16 protein-coding genes are annotated in these 17,997 nt (G+C 33.6%); 9 read left to right on the top strand and 7 right to left on the bottom strand.

Annotated features, from left to right (window positions below):
* Positions 1-43: 43 nt before the first annotated feature.
* The gene (locus tag K1X16_RS14145; protein ID WP_225036875.1) at positions 44-787 is read right to left on the bottom strand and encodes a T9SS-dependent choice-of-anchor J family protein; all 744 of its coding nucleotides are present in this window, start codon (positions 785-787) and stop codon (positions 44-46) included.
* 301 nt (positions 788-1,088) lie between these two features.
* Here K1X16_RS14145 and K1X16_RS14140 point away from each other — a divergent pair, with 301 nt between their 5' ends.
* Positions 1,089-1,913, top strand: a complete 825-nt coding sequence (locus tag K1X16_RS14140) for a T9SS-dependent choice-of-anchor J family protein (RefSeq protein ID WP_225036874.1) — start codon at positions 1,089-1,091, stop codon at positions 1,911-1,913.
* Positions 1,914-2,370: 457 nt separating this feature from the next.
* Here K1X16_RS14140 and K1X16_RS14135 read toward each other — a convergent pair whose 3' ends face one another.
* On the bottom strand, positions 2,371-3,603 hold the full coding sequence (locus K1X16_RS14135; protein WP_225036873.1) for a T9SS type A sorting domain-containing protein: 1,233 nt from the start codon (positions 3,601-3,603) through the stop codon (positions 2,371-2,373).
* A 141-nt stretch (positions 3,604-3,744) separates the two neighbouring features.
* Here K1X16_RS14135 and K1X16_RS14130 point away from each other — a divergent pair, with 141 nt between their 5' ends.
* The 4 genes from K1X16_RS14130 (at position 3,745) to K1X16_RS14115 (ending at position 7,397) form a co-directional block, all read left to right on the top strand.
* Complete coding sequence (locus K1X16_RS14130) at positions 3,745-4,722, top strand: polyprenyl synthetase family protein (protein ID WP_195871443.1); 978 nt, start codon at positions 3,745-3,747, stop codon at positions 4,720-4,722.
* A gap of 134 nt (positions 4,723-4,856) precedes the next feature.
* Entirely contained in the window at positions 4,857-5,435 is a 579-nt protein-coding gene (locus K1X16_RS14125) for an RNA polymerase sigma factor (protein ID WP_225036872.1), read from the top strand.
* A complete protein-coding gene (locus K1X16_RS14120) occupies positions 5,422-6,207 on the top strand; it encodes a hypothetical protein (protein WP_225036871.1) in 786 nt (261 codons plus the stop codon). Before K1X16_RS14125 ends, K1X16_RS14120 begins: the two co-directional genes overlap by 14 nt.
* Before the next feature lie 92 nt (positions 6,208-6,299).
* The gene (locus K1X16_RS14115) at positions 6,300-7,397 is read left to right on the top strand and encodes a hypothetical protein (RefSeq protein ID WP_225036870.1); all 1,098 of its coding nucleotides are present in this window, start codon (positions 6,300-6,302) and stop codon (positions 7,395-7,397) included.
* Positions 7,398-7,492: 95 nt separating this feature from the next.
* On the opposite strand, the gene K1X16_RS14110 is transcribed toward K1X16_RS14115, so the two are convergent.
* From K1X16_RS14110 to aceB, 3 genes are all read right to left on the bottom strand, one after another.
* Positions 7,493-7,819, bottom strand: a complete 327-nt coding sequence (locus K1X16_RS14110) for a DMT family transporter (RefSeq protein ID WP_195871439.1) — start codon at positions 7,817-7,819, stop codon at positions 7,493-7,495.
* 157 nt (positions 7,820-7,976) lie between these two features.
* Complete coding sequence (locus K1X16_RS14105) at positions 7,977-9,608, bottom strand: isocitrate lyase (RefSeq protein ID WP_225036869.1); 1,632 nt, start codon at positions 9,606-9,608, stop codon at positions 7,977-7,979.
* A 73-nt stretch (positions 9,609-9,681) separates the two neighbouring features.
* Positions 9,682-11,280 (bottom strand): malate synthase A, encoded by a 1,599-nt coding sequence (aceB, locus tag K1X16_RS14100; RefSeq protein ID WP_225036868.1) that lies wholly within the window; start codon positions 11,278-11,280, stop codon positions 9,682-9,684.
* A 118-nt stretch (positions 11,281-11,398) separates the two neighbouring features.
* On the opposite strand from aceB, the gene K1X16_RS14095 reads away from it, so the two are divergent.
* Complete coding sequence (locus tag K1X16_RS14095; RefSeq protein WP_225036867.1) at positions 11,399-12,877, top strand: helix-turn-helix domain-containing protein; 1,479 nt, start codon at positions 11,399-11,401, stop codon at positions 12,875-12,877.
* Positions 12,878-13,078: 201 nt separating this feature from the next.
* Positions 13,079-15,046 (top strand): DNA primase, encoded by a 1,968-nt coding sequence (gene dnaG / locus K1X16_RS14090; protein ID WP_195871435.1) that lies wholly within the window; start codon positions 13,079-13,081, stop codon positions 15,044-15,046.
* A gap of 11 nt (positions 15,047-15,057) precedes the next feature.
* Here the strand turns inward: dnaG and K1X16_RS14085 are convergent, their stop codons facing one another.
* Together K1X16_RS14085 and nadE are read right to left on the bottom strand one after the other, a co-directional pair.
* On the bottom strand, positions 15,058-15,687 hold the full coding sequence (locus tag K1X16_RS14085; protein WP_195871434.1) for a response regulator transcription factor: 630 nt from the start codon (positions 15,685-15,687) through the stop codon (positions 15,058-15,060).
* Between the two features lie 131 nt (positions 15,688-15,818).
* Positions 15,819-16,607 (bottom strand): NAD(+) synthase, encoded by a 789-nt coding sequence (gene nadE, locus K1X16_RS14080; RefSeq protein WP_195871433.1) that lies wholly within the window; start codon positions 16,605-16,607, stop codon positions 15,819-15,821.
* A gap of 84 nt (positions 16,608-16,691) precedes the next feature.
* On the opposite strand from nadE, the gene gldB reads away from it, so the two are divergent.
* Together gldB and gldC are read left to right on the top strand one after the other, a co-directional pair.
* On the top strand, positions 16,692-17,660 hold the full coding sequence (gene gldB, locus K1X16_RS14075) for a gliding motility lipoprotein GldB (RefSeq protein ID WP_225036866.1): 969 nt from the start codon (positions 16,692-16,694) through the stop codon (positions 17,658-17,660).
* Positions 17,660-17,995 carry a gliding motility protein GldC gene (gldC, locus tag K1X16_RS14070; RefSeq protein ID WP_225036865.1) on the top strand — a complete coding sequence of 112 codons (336 nt, stop codon included), beginning with the start codon at positions 17,660-17,662 and terminating at the stop codon, positions 17,993-17,995. Before gldB ends, gldC begins: the two co-directional genes overlap by 1 nt.
* Positions 17,996-17,997: the final 2 nt, after the last annotated feature.

Genomic DNA, 17,997 nt, shown 5'->3' with positions numbered 1-17,997 from the left:
GCAAATTGCCGCTTTTTTCAGTTGTAATTATGAACATTAAAAGTTAATTTTTAACAAACTTAATTGTTTTATAATTTCCTTCTATATTTACTTTAGCTAAATACACACCGTCAGTTAAAGATGAAATGTTTAAAGATTCTGTGGTGTTAGACAAAGATTTTGTCATAACGTTTTGTCCAAGAATAGAATATATTTCAATGCTTGTTAAAGCCATTGCAGGCGACTCAAAATTAAGTGTCTTTAATTCGCTGTTGTAATAATGTGTAAATGTATTTGATTCAAAATCATTAACGCTAAGTGTAGAGGAAATAGCAATATTATCAATATTCAATGCAAATTGATCAGATACATCGTGATGTCTGAAAGCAAAATATACATTAGATTCCCCTGCAAATGCGCTAAGGTCTAGTGTTCTGCTAACAAATACTCCATCACCACCATTTTCACCTACAATTTCATTAAAAGTCGTTGTACTAGCTGTGAAATCCGAAACCTCGTTACCAATTGCAACATATACAGTGTAGTTTTCATTAGCCCAATCTGCGTCAGCACCTCGTGCATCCCATGATAATTCTAAATTATCAGTAGCACTGTATGGTGAAAAATCTAGAGACTGTGATATTAACCAATTATCTGGAGTTAATGCAAGTCCTGTATTGTTATCATAAGAGGCAGATGTTGCCATAGGGTTTCCATCTGGAATTTCATCTCCGTAAGAGTCGTAGTCAGATGTAAGCCAGTCACTTCCGTCTCTGTCTTCATCAAGTGTTTCCCAGCAAATTAGCAATGTAGATGGAACAGAGAAATCTTCTGAAAAAGGTAAAGATGAATCTGGGCAAGTAACTTTAGAATGGGTTTATGAGAAATTTCTGCTAAAAGAAATAGAATTGAAGGAATTAGTGATAATTAAGGGGGAGTTTATTTTAAAAAGAAAAACGGCCTTAATTTAGAATTTATTAAAAAACCCATATTAGATTGAAAGTATAATACTTTATGAAGTATAAATAAGAATGTTAAAATGCCTTGTTATTTTTATATCCATGATAGTAATTTGTAAATTAGGTGATTAATCTTTAAAATAAAACAACATGAAAAAAATACTACTTTTATTATTTTTAGTACCACTAGTGTCACTAGGTCAAAATCTTTTCAGTGAAGATTTTGAAGAAATTGAAAATTTAACTTCGGAAGGATGGACCTTATATAATGACACAAATACACCGCAACCTACTTATGCTTCAATTATTACAGATGCGTGGAATATTGTTGATTGGGTGGATGAAGATGGTAATTTTGCTGTTTCAACAACATCATGGTTTACTGTACCTGCATCTGCAGATCGATGGTTGGTAACTCCAAGTATAGAGATACCAGAAGGTTCAAACGCCACACTGTCATTTAAGATTAGATCTCATGATGAAGTGCCTTATGCAGATGGTTATACGTTAAAAATTTCTACTGGTACGGCTTCTAAAGCAGATTTGTCAACTGATTTAATCACTGTGGATGCGGCAGTGAATGATGTCTTAGCGAATATAACTGCTACAACCATAGACTTAAGTGCTTATAATGGTGAAACTATTTTTCTTGCTTGGGTCAACACGGATTCAGATAGGAATTTATTGAGTCTTGATGATATTTCAATTGATGTATCACTAAGTGTAGAAGATTTTAGTGAAGTAGCAACTGCTATTTATCCAAATCCAGCAAAAGAGTCAATTACATTAGCTTCAGATAATTCTATTAAAAGTGTTGAAGTTTTTAATAACTTGGGACAAGTAGTGTTACAGAAAAATTCTGATTTTAGTAATACAAATAAATTTGATATTTCTAATCTAACGTCAGGAGTTTACATTATGACTATTAACTCAACTGATGGTGCTTCACAAACTAAGAAATTTATTAAAGAGTAATATTTCTTTTTCTTATTAATACTATAACAGAGGACTTAATTTATTAAGTCCTCTGTGCTTTTAAAAGATGCATAGACTCTATTTATAGGAAACAGTCGTTTTATAAACAAAGCTATAGTGCTTTGTGAGTTTTGAGGGTCTTAAAGTTTCTTCAATATTCATTTTTGATAAATATATACCATCATTTAGAACCGAAATATCTATATGTTTCTTTTTGGTTTTTTAATATGTAATGATAAAAATGTTTGAAATCATGTGTTTTAAACTGAAATTTAGATAGAATTTGTATTAATAGTTTATTGATAATATTCAAGCATATGCTTTGTAATTTTGCAATAGTACTGTTGCTCATTATCTTATTGATACTTATAATGTGGACTATTTAGTTCTATAAAATAGGACATAAAAAAAGCGGCAAATTGCCGCTTTTTTCAGTTGTAATTATGAACATTAAAAGTTAATTTTTAACAAACTTAATTGTTTTATAATTTCCTTCTATATTTACTTTAGCTAAATACGCACCGTCAGTTAAAGATGAAATGTTTAAAGATTCTGTGGTGTTAGACAAAGATTTTGTCATAACGTTTTGTCCAAGAATAGAATATATTTCAATGCTTGTTAAAGCCATTGCAGACGACTCTAAATTAAGTGTCTTTAATTCGCTGTTGTAATAATGTGTAAATGTATTGGATTCAAAATCATTAACGCTAAGTGTAGAGGAAATAGCAATATTATCAATATTCAATGCAAATTGATCAGATACATCGTGATGTCTGAAAGCAAAATATACATTAGATTCCCCTGCAAATGCGCTAAGGTCTAGTGTTCTGCTAACAAATACTCCATCACCACCATTTTCACCTACAATTTCATTAAAAGTTGTTGTACTAGCTGTAAAATCTGAAATCTCGTTACCAGTTGCAACATATACAGTGTAGTTTTCATCAGCCCAACTTGCATCGACACCTCGTGCATCCCATGATAATTCTAAATTATCAGTTGCACTGTATGCTGAAAAGTCAAAAGATTGTGAAATTAACCAATTATCAGGGAATAATGCGCCACTGGCGTATGAAGCAGAGACTAACATAGGGTTGCCATCAGGAGCACCATCATCATCTGAGTCGTAATCAGCTACGAACCATCCATTGCCATCTCCGTCATCATCAATTGTTTCCCAGCAGACTAACAATGTAGATGGAACAGAGAAATCATCTAAAAAAGGTAAAGATGAATCTGGGCAGATAACTTCTTCCTCTATTATTTCAAAGTCAAAACCTACAGCAGACCAGGTATCATCCCAATGTATAAAATAGGTAGTGCCGTTTTCTACTGAAAAGCTAGCTGTGCTTAAGAAATTAAAACTGCCTACGTCATCATTACCTCCTATACAGGTTAAGTCACTACAAGTACCACTAAAAATACTTAAACGTGTATCCTCACTGTTAGTAACTCCATCATTTTGCGCTAAATCTGAAGTTATTGTCACAACACCATCAATAGTAGCTGTATAAGAATACCACGCACCGAATCCTCCTGGGAAAGTATAGCAGCCTCCATTTGCAGTTCCTTCTATAGTGCCAACAGAAGTTACTCCAGCAGTAGCATCTATAGCTGTTTCGCATGTGTCTTGAGCGTTACTTAAGTTAAATGCCAAAAAAGTGAACATCATTAATGTAATTTTTTTCATATGTTTTTAGTTTTAAGATTAGTTTTAAATGTACATTTTTTTTTTTAAGAAAATAAGGTAACACTGTATATTTACATTTTAGGTAATTTACAATCACGATTATTTGTAATATTGTAAAATATGAGTGCATTATTGATTTAAATGAAAATAACCGAACAAATAAAACAACCTATCGCCTACGAAATGGAACTTTTCGAACAGAAGTTTCAACTCGCTATGGCAAGTAAGGTCGCGTTACTTAACAGGGTTACACATTATATCGTAAACCGAAAAGGGAAACAAATGCGACCAATGTTTGTGTTTTTGGTAGCTAAAATGATGAATAATGGCGATATAAGCGAACGTACCTATAGAGGAGCTTCCGTTATTGAACTTATTCATACAGCAACCTTAGTTCATGATGATGTTGTAGATGATAGTAACAGGCGACGCGGTTTCTTTTCAATAAATGCACTTTGGAAGAATAAAATTGCGGTTCTTATTGGCGATTTTTTATTATCCAAGGGCTTACTACTTTCCATTGATAATAATGATTTCGATTTACTAAAAATTATCTCAGTTGCGGTTCGCGAAATGAGTGAAGGTGAGTTGCTTCAAATCGAAAAAGCCAGACAATTAGATATTACAGAAGACATTTACTACGAAATAATACGCCAAAAAACAGCAACGCTTATTGCAGCGTGCTGTAGTTTAGGAGCTGCATCTGTAAAACCCAATTCGACAGACGTAGAAACTATGCGAAAATTTGGTGAGCTGATTGGTATGGCATTTCAGATTAAAGACGATTTGTTCGATTATGGCAAAGAAGCCATTGGTAAGCCAACAGGTATTGATATTAAGGAGCAAAAAATGACATTGCCTTTAATTTATGTTTTAAACAACTGCACCAAAAAAGAAAAAGCCTGGTTAATTAATTCGGTTAAAAATCATAATAAAGATAAAACCCGAGTTAAAGAGGTTATTAATTTTGTAAAAGCTAATGGAGGGCTAGATTATGCCGTTTCTAAAATGAAAGCATTTCAAGAAGAGGCCTTAACTATTTTAGCAAATTACCCAGAATCACCATATAAAGCGTCTCTTAAGCTTATGGTAGATTACGTGATTGATAGAAAAAAGTAAGATATAAGTATCTGTAGTTCAGTTCTATAAAAATTATTTTAATTATTTTTCACTTCCCAGGCAACCCTTGGCTACAAAATTGCGTCTTTATAAATAGAAAGGCATCTGAACGTATTCAGAACTTAAACTAAACCATGAAAGTTATTCAACTTCATAATTCCGATAGCTATCGGAACGAAAAAAAACTCATACAGAGCGCAGCGAAACAAAATCGCGAAGCACAGCATGTATTGTATCAATTGCATGCGCCAAAAATGTTGAGTGTGTGCAGGTATTATATAAAAGATGTGTGCCAAGCAGAAGAGGTAATGTTGAATGGTTTCTTTAAAGTTTTTAAAAATCTGAAGTCGTTTAAAAATAAAGGTAGTTTTGAAGGATGGATTAGGCGTATAATGGTTCGTGAATCTATTTCGTATTTAAGACAACAAAAGAACATAGAGTTTGCAGTAGAAGACGACTATTTAGATCAGGATTCATCTAATAACATTAACTCTAACATCGAAGTCGCAGAAATACAGCAACTCATAGATGGTTTGCCAGAAGGTTACCGAATGGTGTTTGTAATGTACGCGATAGAAGGGTATAAGCACAATGAGATTGCCGAATTATTAAAGATTTCTGAAGGCACTTCTAAATCACAATTATTTAAAGCAAGACAGATGCTTCAAAAGAAATTAAAAGAATTAAATAGCAACAGTTATGGCTCCAATTAAGTTTGAAGAAAATATAAAAGACAAGCTAGAAAACCGAAAGATAACACCATCTTCTGAAAGTTGGTCTAAACTATCGGAACGCTTAGATGCAGAAGACAATACGTCTAAACAACCTATCTTTTGGTGGTTAAGTATTGCTGCCGGATTATTACTTATGATAGCGGTTTCTATACAATTTTTTAGCAGTAATGAGTCGGAAAAGGTATTGCCTAAAATGGTTGAAGAAGAAGTGATTAATAAACAGTTACAGAACGAACAGCTAGCGCCAAACCCAAAAGAATCTATTGAGTTAGCTAACGAAGAAAAAAGCACAGAAGAAACAGAAGCGGTTGTGCCAACTATAAATAATTCAAAGATTATAGATTATAAAGAAGTAATTAATCAAAAGCCAGAGCCTCAAACGCAACTTGTAAATGAAAGTCAACCAACAGAGAAATCAAATAAAATAAACAAGGAAGAGCAACTGCATAATGAAGCACAGCAACTCTTAGAAGAAGCAAAATTAAAATTGGCAGTAGCAGAAGCGATGGCAACTATAAAGTCTGAGGACACGTCAGTAACTGACAGAGAGATAGATTCGTTATTAAAAATAGCAAGTAAAGAGCTGTTTAGAGAAAACTTACAAAAAAAAGCCACTAGAACAGTAGACGCAAAAGCACTATTAATGAGTGTAGAAGACGAAATGGGGCAATCTTTTAGAAGCCGAGTTTTTGAAGCCCTAAAAGAGAGTTACGAAACTGTAAAATCAGCAGTTGCGGATCGTAATAATTAAGTTCCTGCGAAAGCAGGAATCTCATCAAAGAAACTTGAAACAAGAATTAAAATAAATCATCAATAAATCAATTAATCAAAAAACGAACAATTATGAACACAATTACCAGATTAGTAGTCAGTTTAATGTTAACGCTAACATTTACAACATTACAAGGGCAAGACGTAAAAGTTGATAGTACAAACACGTCAGCAACCCAGTTAAAAATTAATACACTAAAACAGCTCAAAACAACTATTGAGAATGAAGAACGCGAATTTTTAAAATCTGAAATAGAAGCGATTAATAACCGTTTGGATGCTGGGAAAATAACAGCGTCAGAAGCTGAAGATCTAAAGAAGGAAGCTGCAAAAAACAGGGCATTAAATATTGAAAACCGTTTAGCTATTATAGATAATAAAATAGCCTTGCTAGAGCGTAACGATGACGATTATATGACCGAAGACGGTGAGGGTGATCAATTTGTGTTTAGAATTGGTGGTGCAGAAGAAGCTAATGAAACTTTTATACACTTTGGTGAAAAATCAAATGAAAAGCCAAGAAAGTACGATAAACGCACAACCACGAGTATTGTTTTAGCATTAGGGTTTAATAATGCTATAATTGAAGGGCAAGATTTAAGTGATACGCCATACCAATTAGAAAAATCTGGTTTTTTTGAATTAGGATATGCATGGAAAACGAGACTTTTTGAAGATACTAACTTTTGGAGGTTAAAATACGGTTTCTCTGTGCAATGGAATAAATTTGAAATGGATGATAATAATTATCTAGTGAATGCTGATGGTGAAATTTCATTTCAAGAATTCCCTTTAGATTTAAATAAGGCAGTTTTTAGAACCACAAATCTAGTATTCCCAATGCACATAGAATTTGGGCCTTCTAAAAAGATAGAAAAAGAGAATTATTTTAGATACTCTACACACAAACAATTAAAAGTAGGCTTAGGTGGTTATGCTGGTATTAATATTGGAACCATGCAAAAATTAAAGTACAAGGAAGATGGAAACAGAGTGAAAAATAAACAACGCGGTGGTTTTGAAGTCAACGAGTTTGTATACGGATTAAGTGGTTATGTGGCTTTTGGTGATATGGCTGTATATGTAAAGTATGATCTTAATCCTTTATTTAAAGACCAAGTGGTACAACAGAATAATATTTCATTAGGTATACGTTTTGATATGGACTAATTCATCAATCAATCAATCAATCAATCAATCAATCAATCAATTTTTGAGTGTTAAGGAGCCTTAATCTGTAATGGATTAAGGCTTTTTGTTTAGCTTTAATTAGATACGAATTTAAGTCCAACGATAGAAATTATTAATGTCGAAATAAAAAACAAGCGCCAAAACGTGGCAGGCTCTTTAAATACAAAGACGCCAACAAGTACAGTACCTACAGCTCCGATTCCTGTCCACACAGCATAAGCGGTTCCTATGGGCAATTCTTGTGTGGCTTTTACAAGCAATAACATGCTAATGCTTAAACAAACCAAGAAACCAATATACCAATATGTGGTTTCGATGCCTGTAGATGCCTTAGCTTTTCCTAGGCAGGCTGCAAAAGCAACTTCAAATAATCCTGCTATGATTAATAAAATCCAATTCATTTAATATTAAATTTCTATGATGATACGCAAACCAGTATCCTGTACAAAACCGAAGGTCATTCTTTTAAATGACAAAGTCAAATTTTAAAACTGAAAAAGCCTTAATCAAAAAAAATGATTAAGGCTTTTTTTTCGTTTTCTAAGATGATTAAAACGGTTATGCCGGAATTTTCATTGTTTGTTTTACTTTGGCATTTGTAGTCGTTGTTTCAAATTGATTAGAGGTGTTTTTCTCACCTCCTGCTTTTAAAGCTTTATCTCCAGCAAAGAATGTTTTGTGGTCATCACCAAGATCTGAACCTGCCATTCTTTGGTGCTTTACGCAAGATACACCTTTTCGGATTTCTTGACGCTGTACACCTCTTACATAAGCTAACATACCGTCTTCTCCAAAATAACCTTCTGTAAGATCATTCATATGAAGTGCTGTTGTATGATAGGTTGGTAAAGTGATTAAGTGATGAAAAATGCCAGCTTCTTTTGCACCATCCATTTGAAAGGATTTTATTTTTTGATCAGCACGATGGCATAATTCTGAACCATCATATTGCGCATCCATCAAATTGTTTTGATCGTAAGCCGTCATGTTTTCTCCTTCTAATAGCATTTCTTCATAAACTTGTTTTCTAAAGCTAAGCGTCCAATTAAAAGAAGGTGAATTGTTATAAACCAATTTTGCATTAGGAATCACTGCTTTAACTCTGTTGACCATATGTGCAATCTGTCTCACATTTGGTGTTGGAGTTTCTATCCAAAGTAAATCCGCTCCATTTTGAAGACTTGTAATGCAATCTAAAACCACACGATCGATGTTCGTCCCTTCTTTAAATTTGTACAATCCATTCGCTAGTCGTACAGGACGCACTAATTTACCGTCTCTTTTTAAAAGTACATCATCTTCCTTGGCCTCGGTAATTGCAATTTCTTCAGCTTCAATAAATGCTAAGTATTGCGACGCTAAATCACCAGCTTCTTTACTTACAGGAAGTTTTTGCGTTAATCCAGCACCTTCAGAGTCTGTTCTGGCTACAATAATGCCATCTTCAATTCCTAGTTCTAAAAACGCATAACGAACAGCGTTTAGTTTCGCTACAAAATCTTCGTGAGGAACGGTAACTTTTCCATCTTGATGTCCACATTGTTTTGCGTCGGAAACTTGATTTTCAATTTGAATCGCACAAGCACCAGCTTCAATCATTTTTTTAGCGAGTAAATAAGTCGCTTCTTCATTACCAAAACCAGCATCAATATCTGCTATAATTGGAACAACGTGTGTTTCAAAATTGTCAATTTCATCTTGCACATTTTCACCATTCTCTAATCTTCTAAATAAATCATTTAAAGCGACAGCATCTGCTTGGCGCAAGAATTCATAAATTTCTTTTATTAATGCAGGTACAACAGTTTTTTCGTGCATAGACTGGTCTGGTAATGGTCCAAATTCAGAACGTAAAGCCGCTACCATCCAACCTGATAAGTATAGATATTTTTTGTCGGTTGTTTTGTGATGTTTTTTTACAGCAATCATTTTTTGTTGTGCAACAAACCCATGCCAGCAACCTAATGATTGTGTGTATTGTGAGGGATCGGCATCATAATCTGCCATATCTTTTCTCATAATTGCTGCTGTGTATTTTGCAATATCCAAGCCAGATGTAAAACGATTTTGAGCTACCATCCTTGCAGCGTTTTCAGAATTTATAGAATTCCAAGTCGCACCATATTTTGCCTTTAAATTTCTAACGGTGTCTAGAGCTGAACTGTAATTTGTTTGTGATAAATTTTTCATAATTTTGTAATACGTTATTTATTATTAATAATTAGATCCTGTTGATTGTTGCCGCAATCGCAGGATTGTTTTTTTAAATATGTTGGTAAGCAGGAAGCGTTAAAAACTCTTCAAATTCTTCTGATAGTACCAGTTTGTCAAAAAGGCTGATGGCGAGTTCGAACTTGGTGTTTTTAATATTGTCTTTGCCAACTTCTTTCACGATTTTTGCAACTTCATCATTAAAGATGTCGCTATACATTTCTAAGTTAAATTGTCTGCCATCGTCTAAGATGACTTCGTTTTTTAGCCACTGCCAAACCTGAGTTCTAGAGATTTCTGCTGTAGCTGCATCTTCCATTAAATTATATAGTGCAACAGCGCCATAACCTCTTAACCAAGCTTCAGTATATAAAATGCCTACATTGATATTTTTTCTAATACCAGCTTCAGTTACAGTGCCTTTTGGAAGCTCTACTAAATCTTCGGTTGTAATATGGACATCGTCTCGTGTAACATGTAATTGATTTGGCGTTGGCATGTGTTTGTTAAACTCTTGCAGTGCCACGTCAACTAAAGCTGGATGTGCGACCCAAGTACCATCATGTCCGTTTTTAACTTCGCGCTCTTTGTCTTTTCTTACTTTTTCTAAAGCAGCTGCATTGGCATCTTCGTCATTTTTAATTGGAATTTGAGCTGCCATTCCACCAATAGCTAAAATTCCTCTTTTGTGACACCGCTGAATTACCAACTTAGAATAGGCATCCATAAAGGGTGTGGTCATGGTCACTTGATCGCGATTAGGAACTACGAAATCCTTGTGGTTTCTAAACTTTTTAATGTATGAAAAGATATAATCCCAACGTCCACAGTTTAAACCTACAATATGATCTTTTAGTTCATAGATAATTTCATCTAATTGAAAACTTGCAGTTATGGTTTCTATTAAAACTGTTGCTTTAAAAGTGCCTTTTGGTACGTTAAGGTAGTCTTGAGCAAATTCAAATACGGCGTTCCACCATCGTGCCTCTAAATAATGCTCGAGTTTTGGAAGGTAAAAATAAGGCGCGGTGTTATGTTCTAGCATGGTTTTGGTATTGTGAAATACATAAAGTCCAAAATCCACTAAACTTCCAGAAGCTTCTTCGTTGTTAATTAAGATGTGTCGTTCATTTAAATGTAGTCCTCGAGGTCTCACCAATAAAACAGCAGTTTCGTCATTTAATTGATAAGATTTTCCACGCTTAGAATCTACTAAATCAATGGTCTTTTTATTGGCATCAATTAAATTTTGCTGGCCTTCAATGGTATTTTTCCATGTTGGTGCATTACTATCTTCTAGGTCTGCCATAAACGTTTTGGCACCAGAATTTAAAGCATTAATCACCATTTTTCTATCGACAGGCCCTGTGATTTCTACACGTCTATCTTGTAAGTCGTGAGGAATAGAATCTGCTGTCCAATCTTTCTCTCGGATAGCTTTTGTTTCAATAGGAAACGTAGGAAACTTACCAGCGTCAAAAATAGCTTGTTGTTTTAGTCGTCTGTTTAATAATTCTAATCGCTTAGAATTGAATTTTTCATGAAGGGCAATTAAAAAATTAAGTGCTTCATCGGTAAGAATTTCTGGATAGTAATTACTAACGTTATTTGCGAAAGTAATCTGCTCTGGTTTTAGAAGTGTGTGTGCCATAGTATTTAAATTTATAAGACAATAGTATAACAAAGTTTTTAAAAAAACAAGCGAACGTTCGCTAAAAATGTTTTTTCGCAAATTATTCATGTTCGCAAATTTGCTTATATTTGCTAATATGGAAGAAGATTATATAAAGTTGGTTTTTGGGTTAAAGCTAAAGCAGATAAGGACTGATAAGAATTTGTCCCTCTTTGGTTTATCTAAACTTTCAGGATTATCTAAGTCGTATTTAAATGAAATAGAAAATGGAAAAAAATATCCTAAACCAGATAAAATTGCGACACTTTCAGAAAAATTAGACGTACCTTATGATCAGATGGTATCTCTTAAATTAGATAAAAACCTAGCTCCAATTGGCGATTTATTACAGTCAAAAATCTTAAAGGAAATACCTTTAGAGTTATTTGGAATTAAAGAAAGTAACTTAATAGATATTGTCGCTAATGCGCCAGCAAAGGTTAATGCGTTTATTAGTACAATTATTAAAATTGCTAAACATTATAGTTTTAGTAAAGAGAGCTTTTATTTGGCTTCCGTGCGTTCTTACCAAGAGGCTAATAATAATTATTTTGAAGATTTAGAGCAAAGTGTTTTGAAGTTTGCCAAAGCATATCATGTAGATTTGAATAAAAAAGTAACCTCAAGTGATTTAGCTGAAATATTAGTTGAAGAATATGGGTATAATATTCAATCTAACGAACTTAGTAGATATGAAGCTCTGGGAAAGTTAAGGTCTATTTTTGTTCCTAAAACCAAAACCTTATTATTAACAAACGAAATAGATGAGGCGCAACGAACCTTTATCTTTGCAAAAGAGTTAGCGTACAATTATCTAGAGATTGAGGACCGTTTATATACGTTTCCATGGATAAAATTTGATAGTTTCGATCAGGTGTTAAACAATTTTTATGCCTCATATTTTGCAGGTGCTTTAATAATTCCGCGTGAAAAAATCAGTAACTATTTAAAAGATATTTTTGCAGAAGATCGTTTTGATGCCGCATTGTTTACACAAGCCATTGAAGCATTTAATGCGTCACCAGAATCGTTTTACCAGCGTTTAACTAATATTTTACCTAAGGCATTTAATATTCAAAATTTATTCTTTTTAAGATTTACACATAAGGCTAAAAGTGATAAGTTTTACCTTAAGAAAGAATTACATTTGTCGCATCAGCATTCTCCTCATGGCAATGAAACCGAAGAACATTACTGTAGGCGTTGGGTCTCTTTAAAAGTTTTGAAAGATATTAGTAAGAGCAAGAAGAAACACGAGTTTGATTTGCAGATTTCTAATTATGAAAATGATGGCATGAAGTATTTAGTGCTATCCTCTGCAACAAAAGATCCATTTAAAGATAAGCAGTATCGCAGTATAAGTATTGGCTTGTTAATTAATAAACAGTTACAGCGTAAACTTAATTTCCTAGACGATCCTAAAATCGATATTCAGAATGTAAACGTAACTTGTGAGCGTTGTGATATCATGGACTGTAAGCTCAGGCAAGTGCCTCCTGTTGTTTTAGATAAAAGTGCTAAGAATAAGAAAATTGAGACTATAGTAGAAGAATTGAATGAAAAATTTAGTTCATAACTAGTGCTGTTTAGCTAAGATTAAAGTTTGAAGAACGTTTATTTAAACGCGAATGACACGTTAAATCTTCTTATAAATTTTTAAAACAATTTCTTTGTATTAAATTTACCAACTTGTCATTTCTGATTTGTCAGAAATCTATAAACATCAATATTTAACCAATAAAAAAAGTTCTTGTTATATCAGGAATAATAGAAAAAATTGATCTCACAAAACTCCATAGCACAAGTATTTGAAACCGCTCGCGTAGAAGAGGTGATTGGTGATTTTGTTCAACTCAAAAAATCGGGAAGTAACTTTAAAGGTTTAAGCCCTTTTAGTGATGAGCGCTCTCCTAGTTTTATGGTGTCTCCAGTAAAGCAAATTTGGAAAGATTTTTCAAGTGGAAAAGGTGGAAATGCGGTAACTTTTTTAATGGAGCACGAACATTTTACCTATCCTGAAGCTATAAAATATTTAGCTAAAAAGTATAATATTGAAATAGAGGAAACGGAAAGAACCGACGAGGAAAAGGCGCAAGCAGATACGAGAGAAAGTTTGTATTTAGTGAGTGAGTATGCCAACACCTATTTTCAGAAAATTTTACATAAAACAGATCAAGGAAAAGCCATAGGTTTAAGCTATTTTAAAGAGCGTGGTTTTACTGAAGAAACCATTAAGAAATTTGAACTTGGTTATTCCTTAGACGAATGGCAAGCCTTCACAGATGATGCGTTGGGTAAAGCGTATCAGCTCCAATATTTAGAGCAGACAGGTTTAACCATTGTAAAAGGTGAAAAACGTTTCGATAGATTTAAAGGGCGTGTGATGTTTCCTATTCACAGTATGAGCGGACGGATTTTAGGTTTTGGAGGGCGGATTTTGGTTAACGATAAAAAAGCCGCAAAATATTTAAATTCACCTGAGAGCGAAATCTATCATAAAAGTAAAATTTTGTATGGTTTGTATCATGCAAAACAGAGTATTGCAAAGGAAGATAATTGTTATTTAGTTGAAGGCTATACAGATGTTATTCAGTTTCATCAAACTGGTATAACCAACGTAGTGTCTTCTTCTGGTACGGCGTTATCACCAGAACAAATTCGCTTAATTAATAGACTTACAAATAATATCACCGTGCTTTTTGATGGTGATGCAGCCGGAATTAGAGCCTCCATTCGTGGTATCGATTTAATATTAGAACAAGGTGTTAATGTTAAAATCTGTACGTTTCCAGATGGTGAAGATCCTGATAGTTTTTCAAAATCGAATACATTAGAAGAACTTACAGATTACCTCGATACAAATGCAAAAGATTTTATTCAGTTTAAAGCTTCTCTATTAGTAAAGGAAGCTGATAATGATCCGATTAAAAAGGCAGAGACCATTCGCGAGATTGTAAATAGTATTTCAAAAATTCCAGATCAAATTAAGCGCGAAATTTATATTCAAGAATGTGCTCGCATTATGGATATAAGTGAAAACGTTTTGTTTAGCACTTTGGCACAAATTAACAAGAAAGATACTCAGGGCGCAAACAAATCCTATCAACCAGAGGAAAAGCAAGCGTTTCAAGTTGTTAAAAATGAACCACAGTCAAAACAAAAAGTAGATGTTCAATATGAATTAGAACGAAAAATCATAGAAATTTTGATGCTCTATGGTGATAGAACAGAACAGTTTGAAGACTTAATTTTACAAGAAGACGAAAATTCTGGGGAGTTGCTTTTAGAACCAACAATGCATGAAACGCGCGTGTTTGAAAAAGTCTATTTAGACCTTCAAGAAGATGAAATGCAATTTTCTAATCCGCAATTTAAAACACTTTATTATTCTATTGTAGATAAACTGAATCAAGACGAGGGTTTTTCAACTAAAAACTTCGTCAATCAATTAGATCAAGAATCTGCAAGTACAGTGACAAGTATTTTAATGGAGGATGAGCGTTATAATCTCCATGATTGGGAGCGCAACCAGATTATACCAAAAGAAAAGAAGGATTCTGTATCTCAATTAGTGAGTCAGACGATTCTTAGTTTACGTTGCCATCTTATTGATAAAAAAGTTGCTGAATACAAAACTGAAACCTTAGACGCAAACGCTGATACACGAACCATAATGGAAGATGTAAAAGATTACGTTGGTCTTAAAATGCTATTATCTCGTAAACTTGGTAAAGTTCTTGGTTAACAAATGCCTCGTTAAGTTAAATTGTGATGCTTAGCTTGATGGATTAAATCTACAATATTGGTTACATTAAGTTTCTTAAACAATCGTGCTTTGTACGTACTTACTGTTTTTTCGTTAATATCTAACTCTTGCGCAATCTCTTTGTTTTTACGACCAATAGAAAGTAATTTTAAAACTTCAATCTCTCTAGTAGACAGTTTTTTGAACATACGGCTTCTGCTTTTTCGAGTATCTTCATAGCGATAGTGTTTATCCATTTTTTCACTAAGGGATGTTTCGCCAGCGCTAATTTTTCGAACTGCAGTTTCAATTTCGTCGACACTAGCTCCTTTGTTTAAGTAGCCAGATGCGCCTGCTTTAATAGTGCTTATGGCGTAAATCTCTTCGGGCTGGTGGCTAAACATTAAAACTTGAACCGATTTGTTTTCTTTTTTTATGGCTCTCAGTGCCGTAATTCCATTAAGTTCTGGTAAGTCGATTTCAGATATAATAACGTCAACGTGGTTGCGTCTTACAAATTCAAAAATCTCAATGCCGCTTCCTAAACTACCGATGACTTTAAAATCTGCTTTGCTGTTTAGAAATAGTTCTAATCCTGTTCTCACAATAGGATGACTGTCTACAATCAGAATATGTATCATGATAATATTATTTTGGTTTTTGGTTAATAAATACTTTGATGCGCTATTATCAAATACTTTGTGGAGACTTGTTAAGTAAAAATAGTTAAAAATTAAATAAATTAGCTATTTTATTCACTGAAATGCAAAAATTATTTTAAATTATTAGGGATTTCGCAAACAGGTATTGGGTTCATTTTGTGTTTGTTGGATGAATTGTAGCCTAGATATATGTCAATAACCTCGCGTTTTCGACCTTCAAAATCTGATGCTGTTTTTCCGTTTTCTGTAACGTGCATTGCCCATTCTAATTCTGGATAAGAGGCACCAATTTGATCTTCATCACTACGTGCATCGCCAAATAATCCATCACTAGGCGCTGCTTCTATAATTGATTTGGGTACATCTAAATACTTACCAACAGTGTAAACTTCAGACTTTAATAAATCTGCAATGGGACTTAAATCAACTCCACCATCACCATATTTTGTGTAGAATCCTACTCCAAAATCTTCAACTTTGTTCCCAGTTCCGGCTACTAAAAGTCCTAAAAGTCCGGCGTGATAGTATAAGGTTGTCATCCGTAAGCGTGCTCTTGTATTGGCTAATGCCATGTCTACAGTGGCTTGTTTGCCGTCTAGGTTAACCTCGGTTTTAAACGCTTCAAATACAGGTGTTAAATTAACAACCGTGTCTTTAACGTTAGGAAACTGACGTTTTAAATGAGCAATGTGCTCTTGCGCTCTGGTGACGTGGCTTGGTGCTTGGTGAATAGGCATTTCTATACACAAAACGTCTAACCCTGTTTTTGCACATAGCGTTGAGGTGACGGCAGAATCAATTCCTCCGGAAATTCCTACAACAAAGCCATTAACTTTAGCTTTTGTAGCATAATCTTTTAGCCAGTTTACAATATGGTTAACTACATTTTCGGTTTGCATAATTTTTATTTTTTAAAACAAAGAAGTGTACCTTTGCACAACAAAAATAACGCAATAGAGTTAGGATTAAAAATATTTTACCAAATGCAAATTAGAATTTACTTTATTTTAATATTAGGATTTATCATGCTTTCATGTGATGGGGAATCTGAAGTTGAAAAAGAAATCGCTAAAATTGAAGTAGATCTTAATGTAGATCGATTTGAAAACGTATTTTTTAAAGCAACACCCTCAGATTTACCTCAAATAAAAGAAAACTATCCTTTTTTCTTTTCTGAGCGTATGCCAGACTCTCTTATGATTCAGAGAATGAATGATACTTTACAGAACGAAATAGTGCAAGAGGTGAATCATACCTTTAAAGATTTTAGTGCTATAGAAGCAGATTTAGTGGCTTTGTTTCAGCATCTAAAATATTATGACAAAGTGTTTTCTGTACCAAGAGTCATAACTTTAACCAATAATGTGCAGTATAGAGATAAGGTGATTGTTACAGATAGTATTGCGTTAATAGCGTTAGATAATTATTTGGGTAAAGAACACAGGTTTTATGTTGATGGAAATATCCCAGCGTATTTAGCTGAAAATTTTAGAAAGGAACAAATTGTAGTTGATTTAGCTGATGGATATGCAAAGAAATATATTTTTCAAACGGATAGAAAACAATTGATCGATGAGATGATTTACTTCGGAAAGCTTCTCTATTTCAAAGATGTTATAATTCCGTTTAAAACAGACGCCGAAAAAATTGGGTACTCTGAAGATCAGATAAAATGGGCCGAAGCAAATGAAAGTCCTATTTGGAGTTATTTTATTGAAAAGGAATTATTATACAGCACAGATCCTAAATTACCAAACCGTTTTATTGCAGATGCTCCGTTTTCAAAGTTTTATCTCGAATTAGATAATGAGTCTCCAGGACGATTAGGTCAGTATATTGGCTGGCAAATTGTAAAAGCTTATGCAGAAGTTTCAGGAGACGATCTGATGAAAATTATGCAAACAGCGCCTAAAGAAATATTTACAAAATCTAAATTTAAACCCAAAAAGTAATGTCTAAAGTTATAAAATCTAAAATAGTATTAAACGTTGAACTCGATGAGAATAGAGTTCCAGAGAAACTAAATTGGTCAGCCCAAGATGGTGGAGTTAATAATGAAGAGGCTAAGGCGATTATGTTATCCGTTTGGGATAGTAATGCGCAAGAAACGTTGAAAATAGATTTATGGACTAAAGATATGCCTGTAGATGAAATGAAAGTGTTTTTTCATCAAACTTTAGTAACCATGAGCGATTCATTTTTAAGAGCAACTCAAGATGAAAAAATGACTGGAGATATGAAAGATTTTTGTGATTATTTTGCCGAAAAATTAGAGCTTAAAAAGTAAGC

Source organism: Winogradskyella sp. SM1960, from assembly GCF_020179375.1.
In the GTDB taxonomy this organism is placed as follows: Bacteria; Bacteroidota; Bacteroidia; order Flavobacteriales; family Flavobacteriaceae; genus Winogradskyella; species Winogradskyella marina.
The sequence above is the reverse complement of the archived record's forward strand: the minus strand, read 5'-3'. Positions and strand labels throughout refer to the sequence as shown.

Bases quoted from the DNA above. Each gene is read 5' to 3' on its own strand.
- K1X16_RS14140 (WP_225036874.1), top strand. From the start codon at position 1,089: ATGAAAAAAATACTACTTTTATTATTTTTAGTACCACTAGTGTCACTA.
- K1X16_RS14135 (WP_225036873.1), bottom strand. From the start codon at position 3,603: ATGAAAAAAATTACATTAATGATGTTCACTTTTTTGGCATTTAACTTA.
- K1X16_RS14130 (WP_195871443.1), top strand. From the start codon at position 3,745: ATGAAAATAACCGAACAAATAAAACAACCTATCGCCTACGAAATGGAA.
- K1X16_RS14125 (WP_225036872.1), top strand. From the start codon at position 4,857: ATGAAAGTTATTCAACTTCATAATTCCGATAGCTATCGGAACGAAAAA.
- K1X16_RS14120 (WP_225036871.1), top strand. From the start codon at position 5,422: ATGGCTCCAATTAAGTTTGAAGAAAATATAAAAGACAAGCTAGAAAAC.
- K1X16_RS14115 (WP_225036870.1), top strand. From the start codon at position 6,300: ATGAACACAATTACCAGATTAGTAGTCAGTTTAATGTTAACGCTAACA.
- K1X16_RS14110 (WP_195871439.1), bottom strand. From the start codon at position 7,819: ATGAATTGGATTTTATTAATCATAGCAGGATTATTTGAAGTTGCTTTT.
- K1X16_RS14105 (WP_225036869.1), bottom strand. From the start codon at position 9,608: ATGAAAAATTTATCACAAACAAATTACAGTTCAGCTCTAGACACCGTT.
- aceB (WP_225036868.1), bottom strand. From the start codon at position 11,280: ATGGCACACACACTTCTAAAACCAGAGCAGATTACTTTCGCAAATAAC.
- K1X16_RS14095 (WP_225036867.1), top strand. From the start codon at position 11,399: ATGGAAGAAGATTATATAAAGTTGGTTTTTGGGTTAAAGCTAAAGCAG.
- K1X16_RS14085 (WP_195871434.1), bottom strand. From the start codon at position 15,687: ATGATACATATTCTGATTGTAGACAGTCATCCTATTGTGAGAACAGGA.
- nadE (WP_195871433.1), bottom strand. From the start codon at position 16,607: ATGCAAACCGAAAATGTAGTTAACCATATTGTAAACTGGCTAAAAGAT.
- gldB (WP_225036866.1), top strand. From the start codon at position 16,692: ATGCAAATTAGAATTTACTTTATTTTAATATTAGGATTTATCATGCTT.
- gldC (WP_225036865.1), top strand. From the start codon at position 17,660: ATGTCTAAAGTTATAAAATCTAAAATAGTATTAAACGTTGAACTCGAT.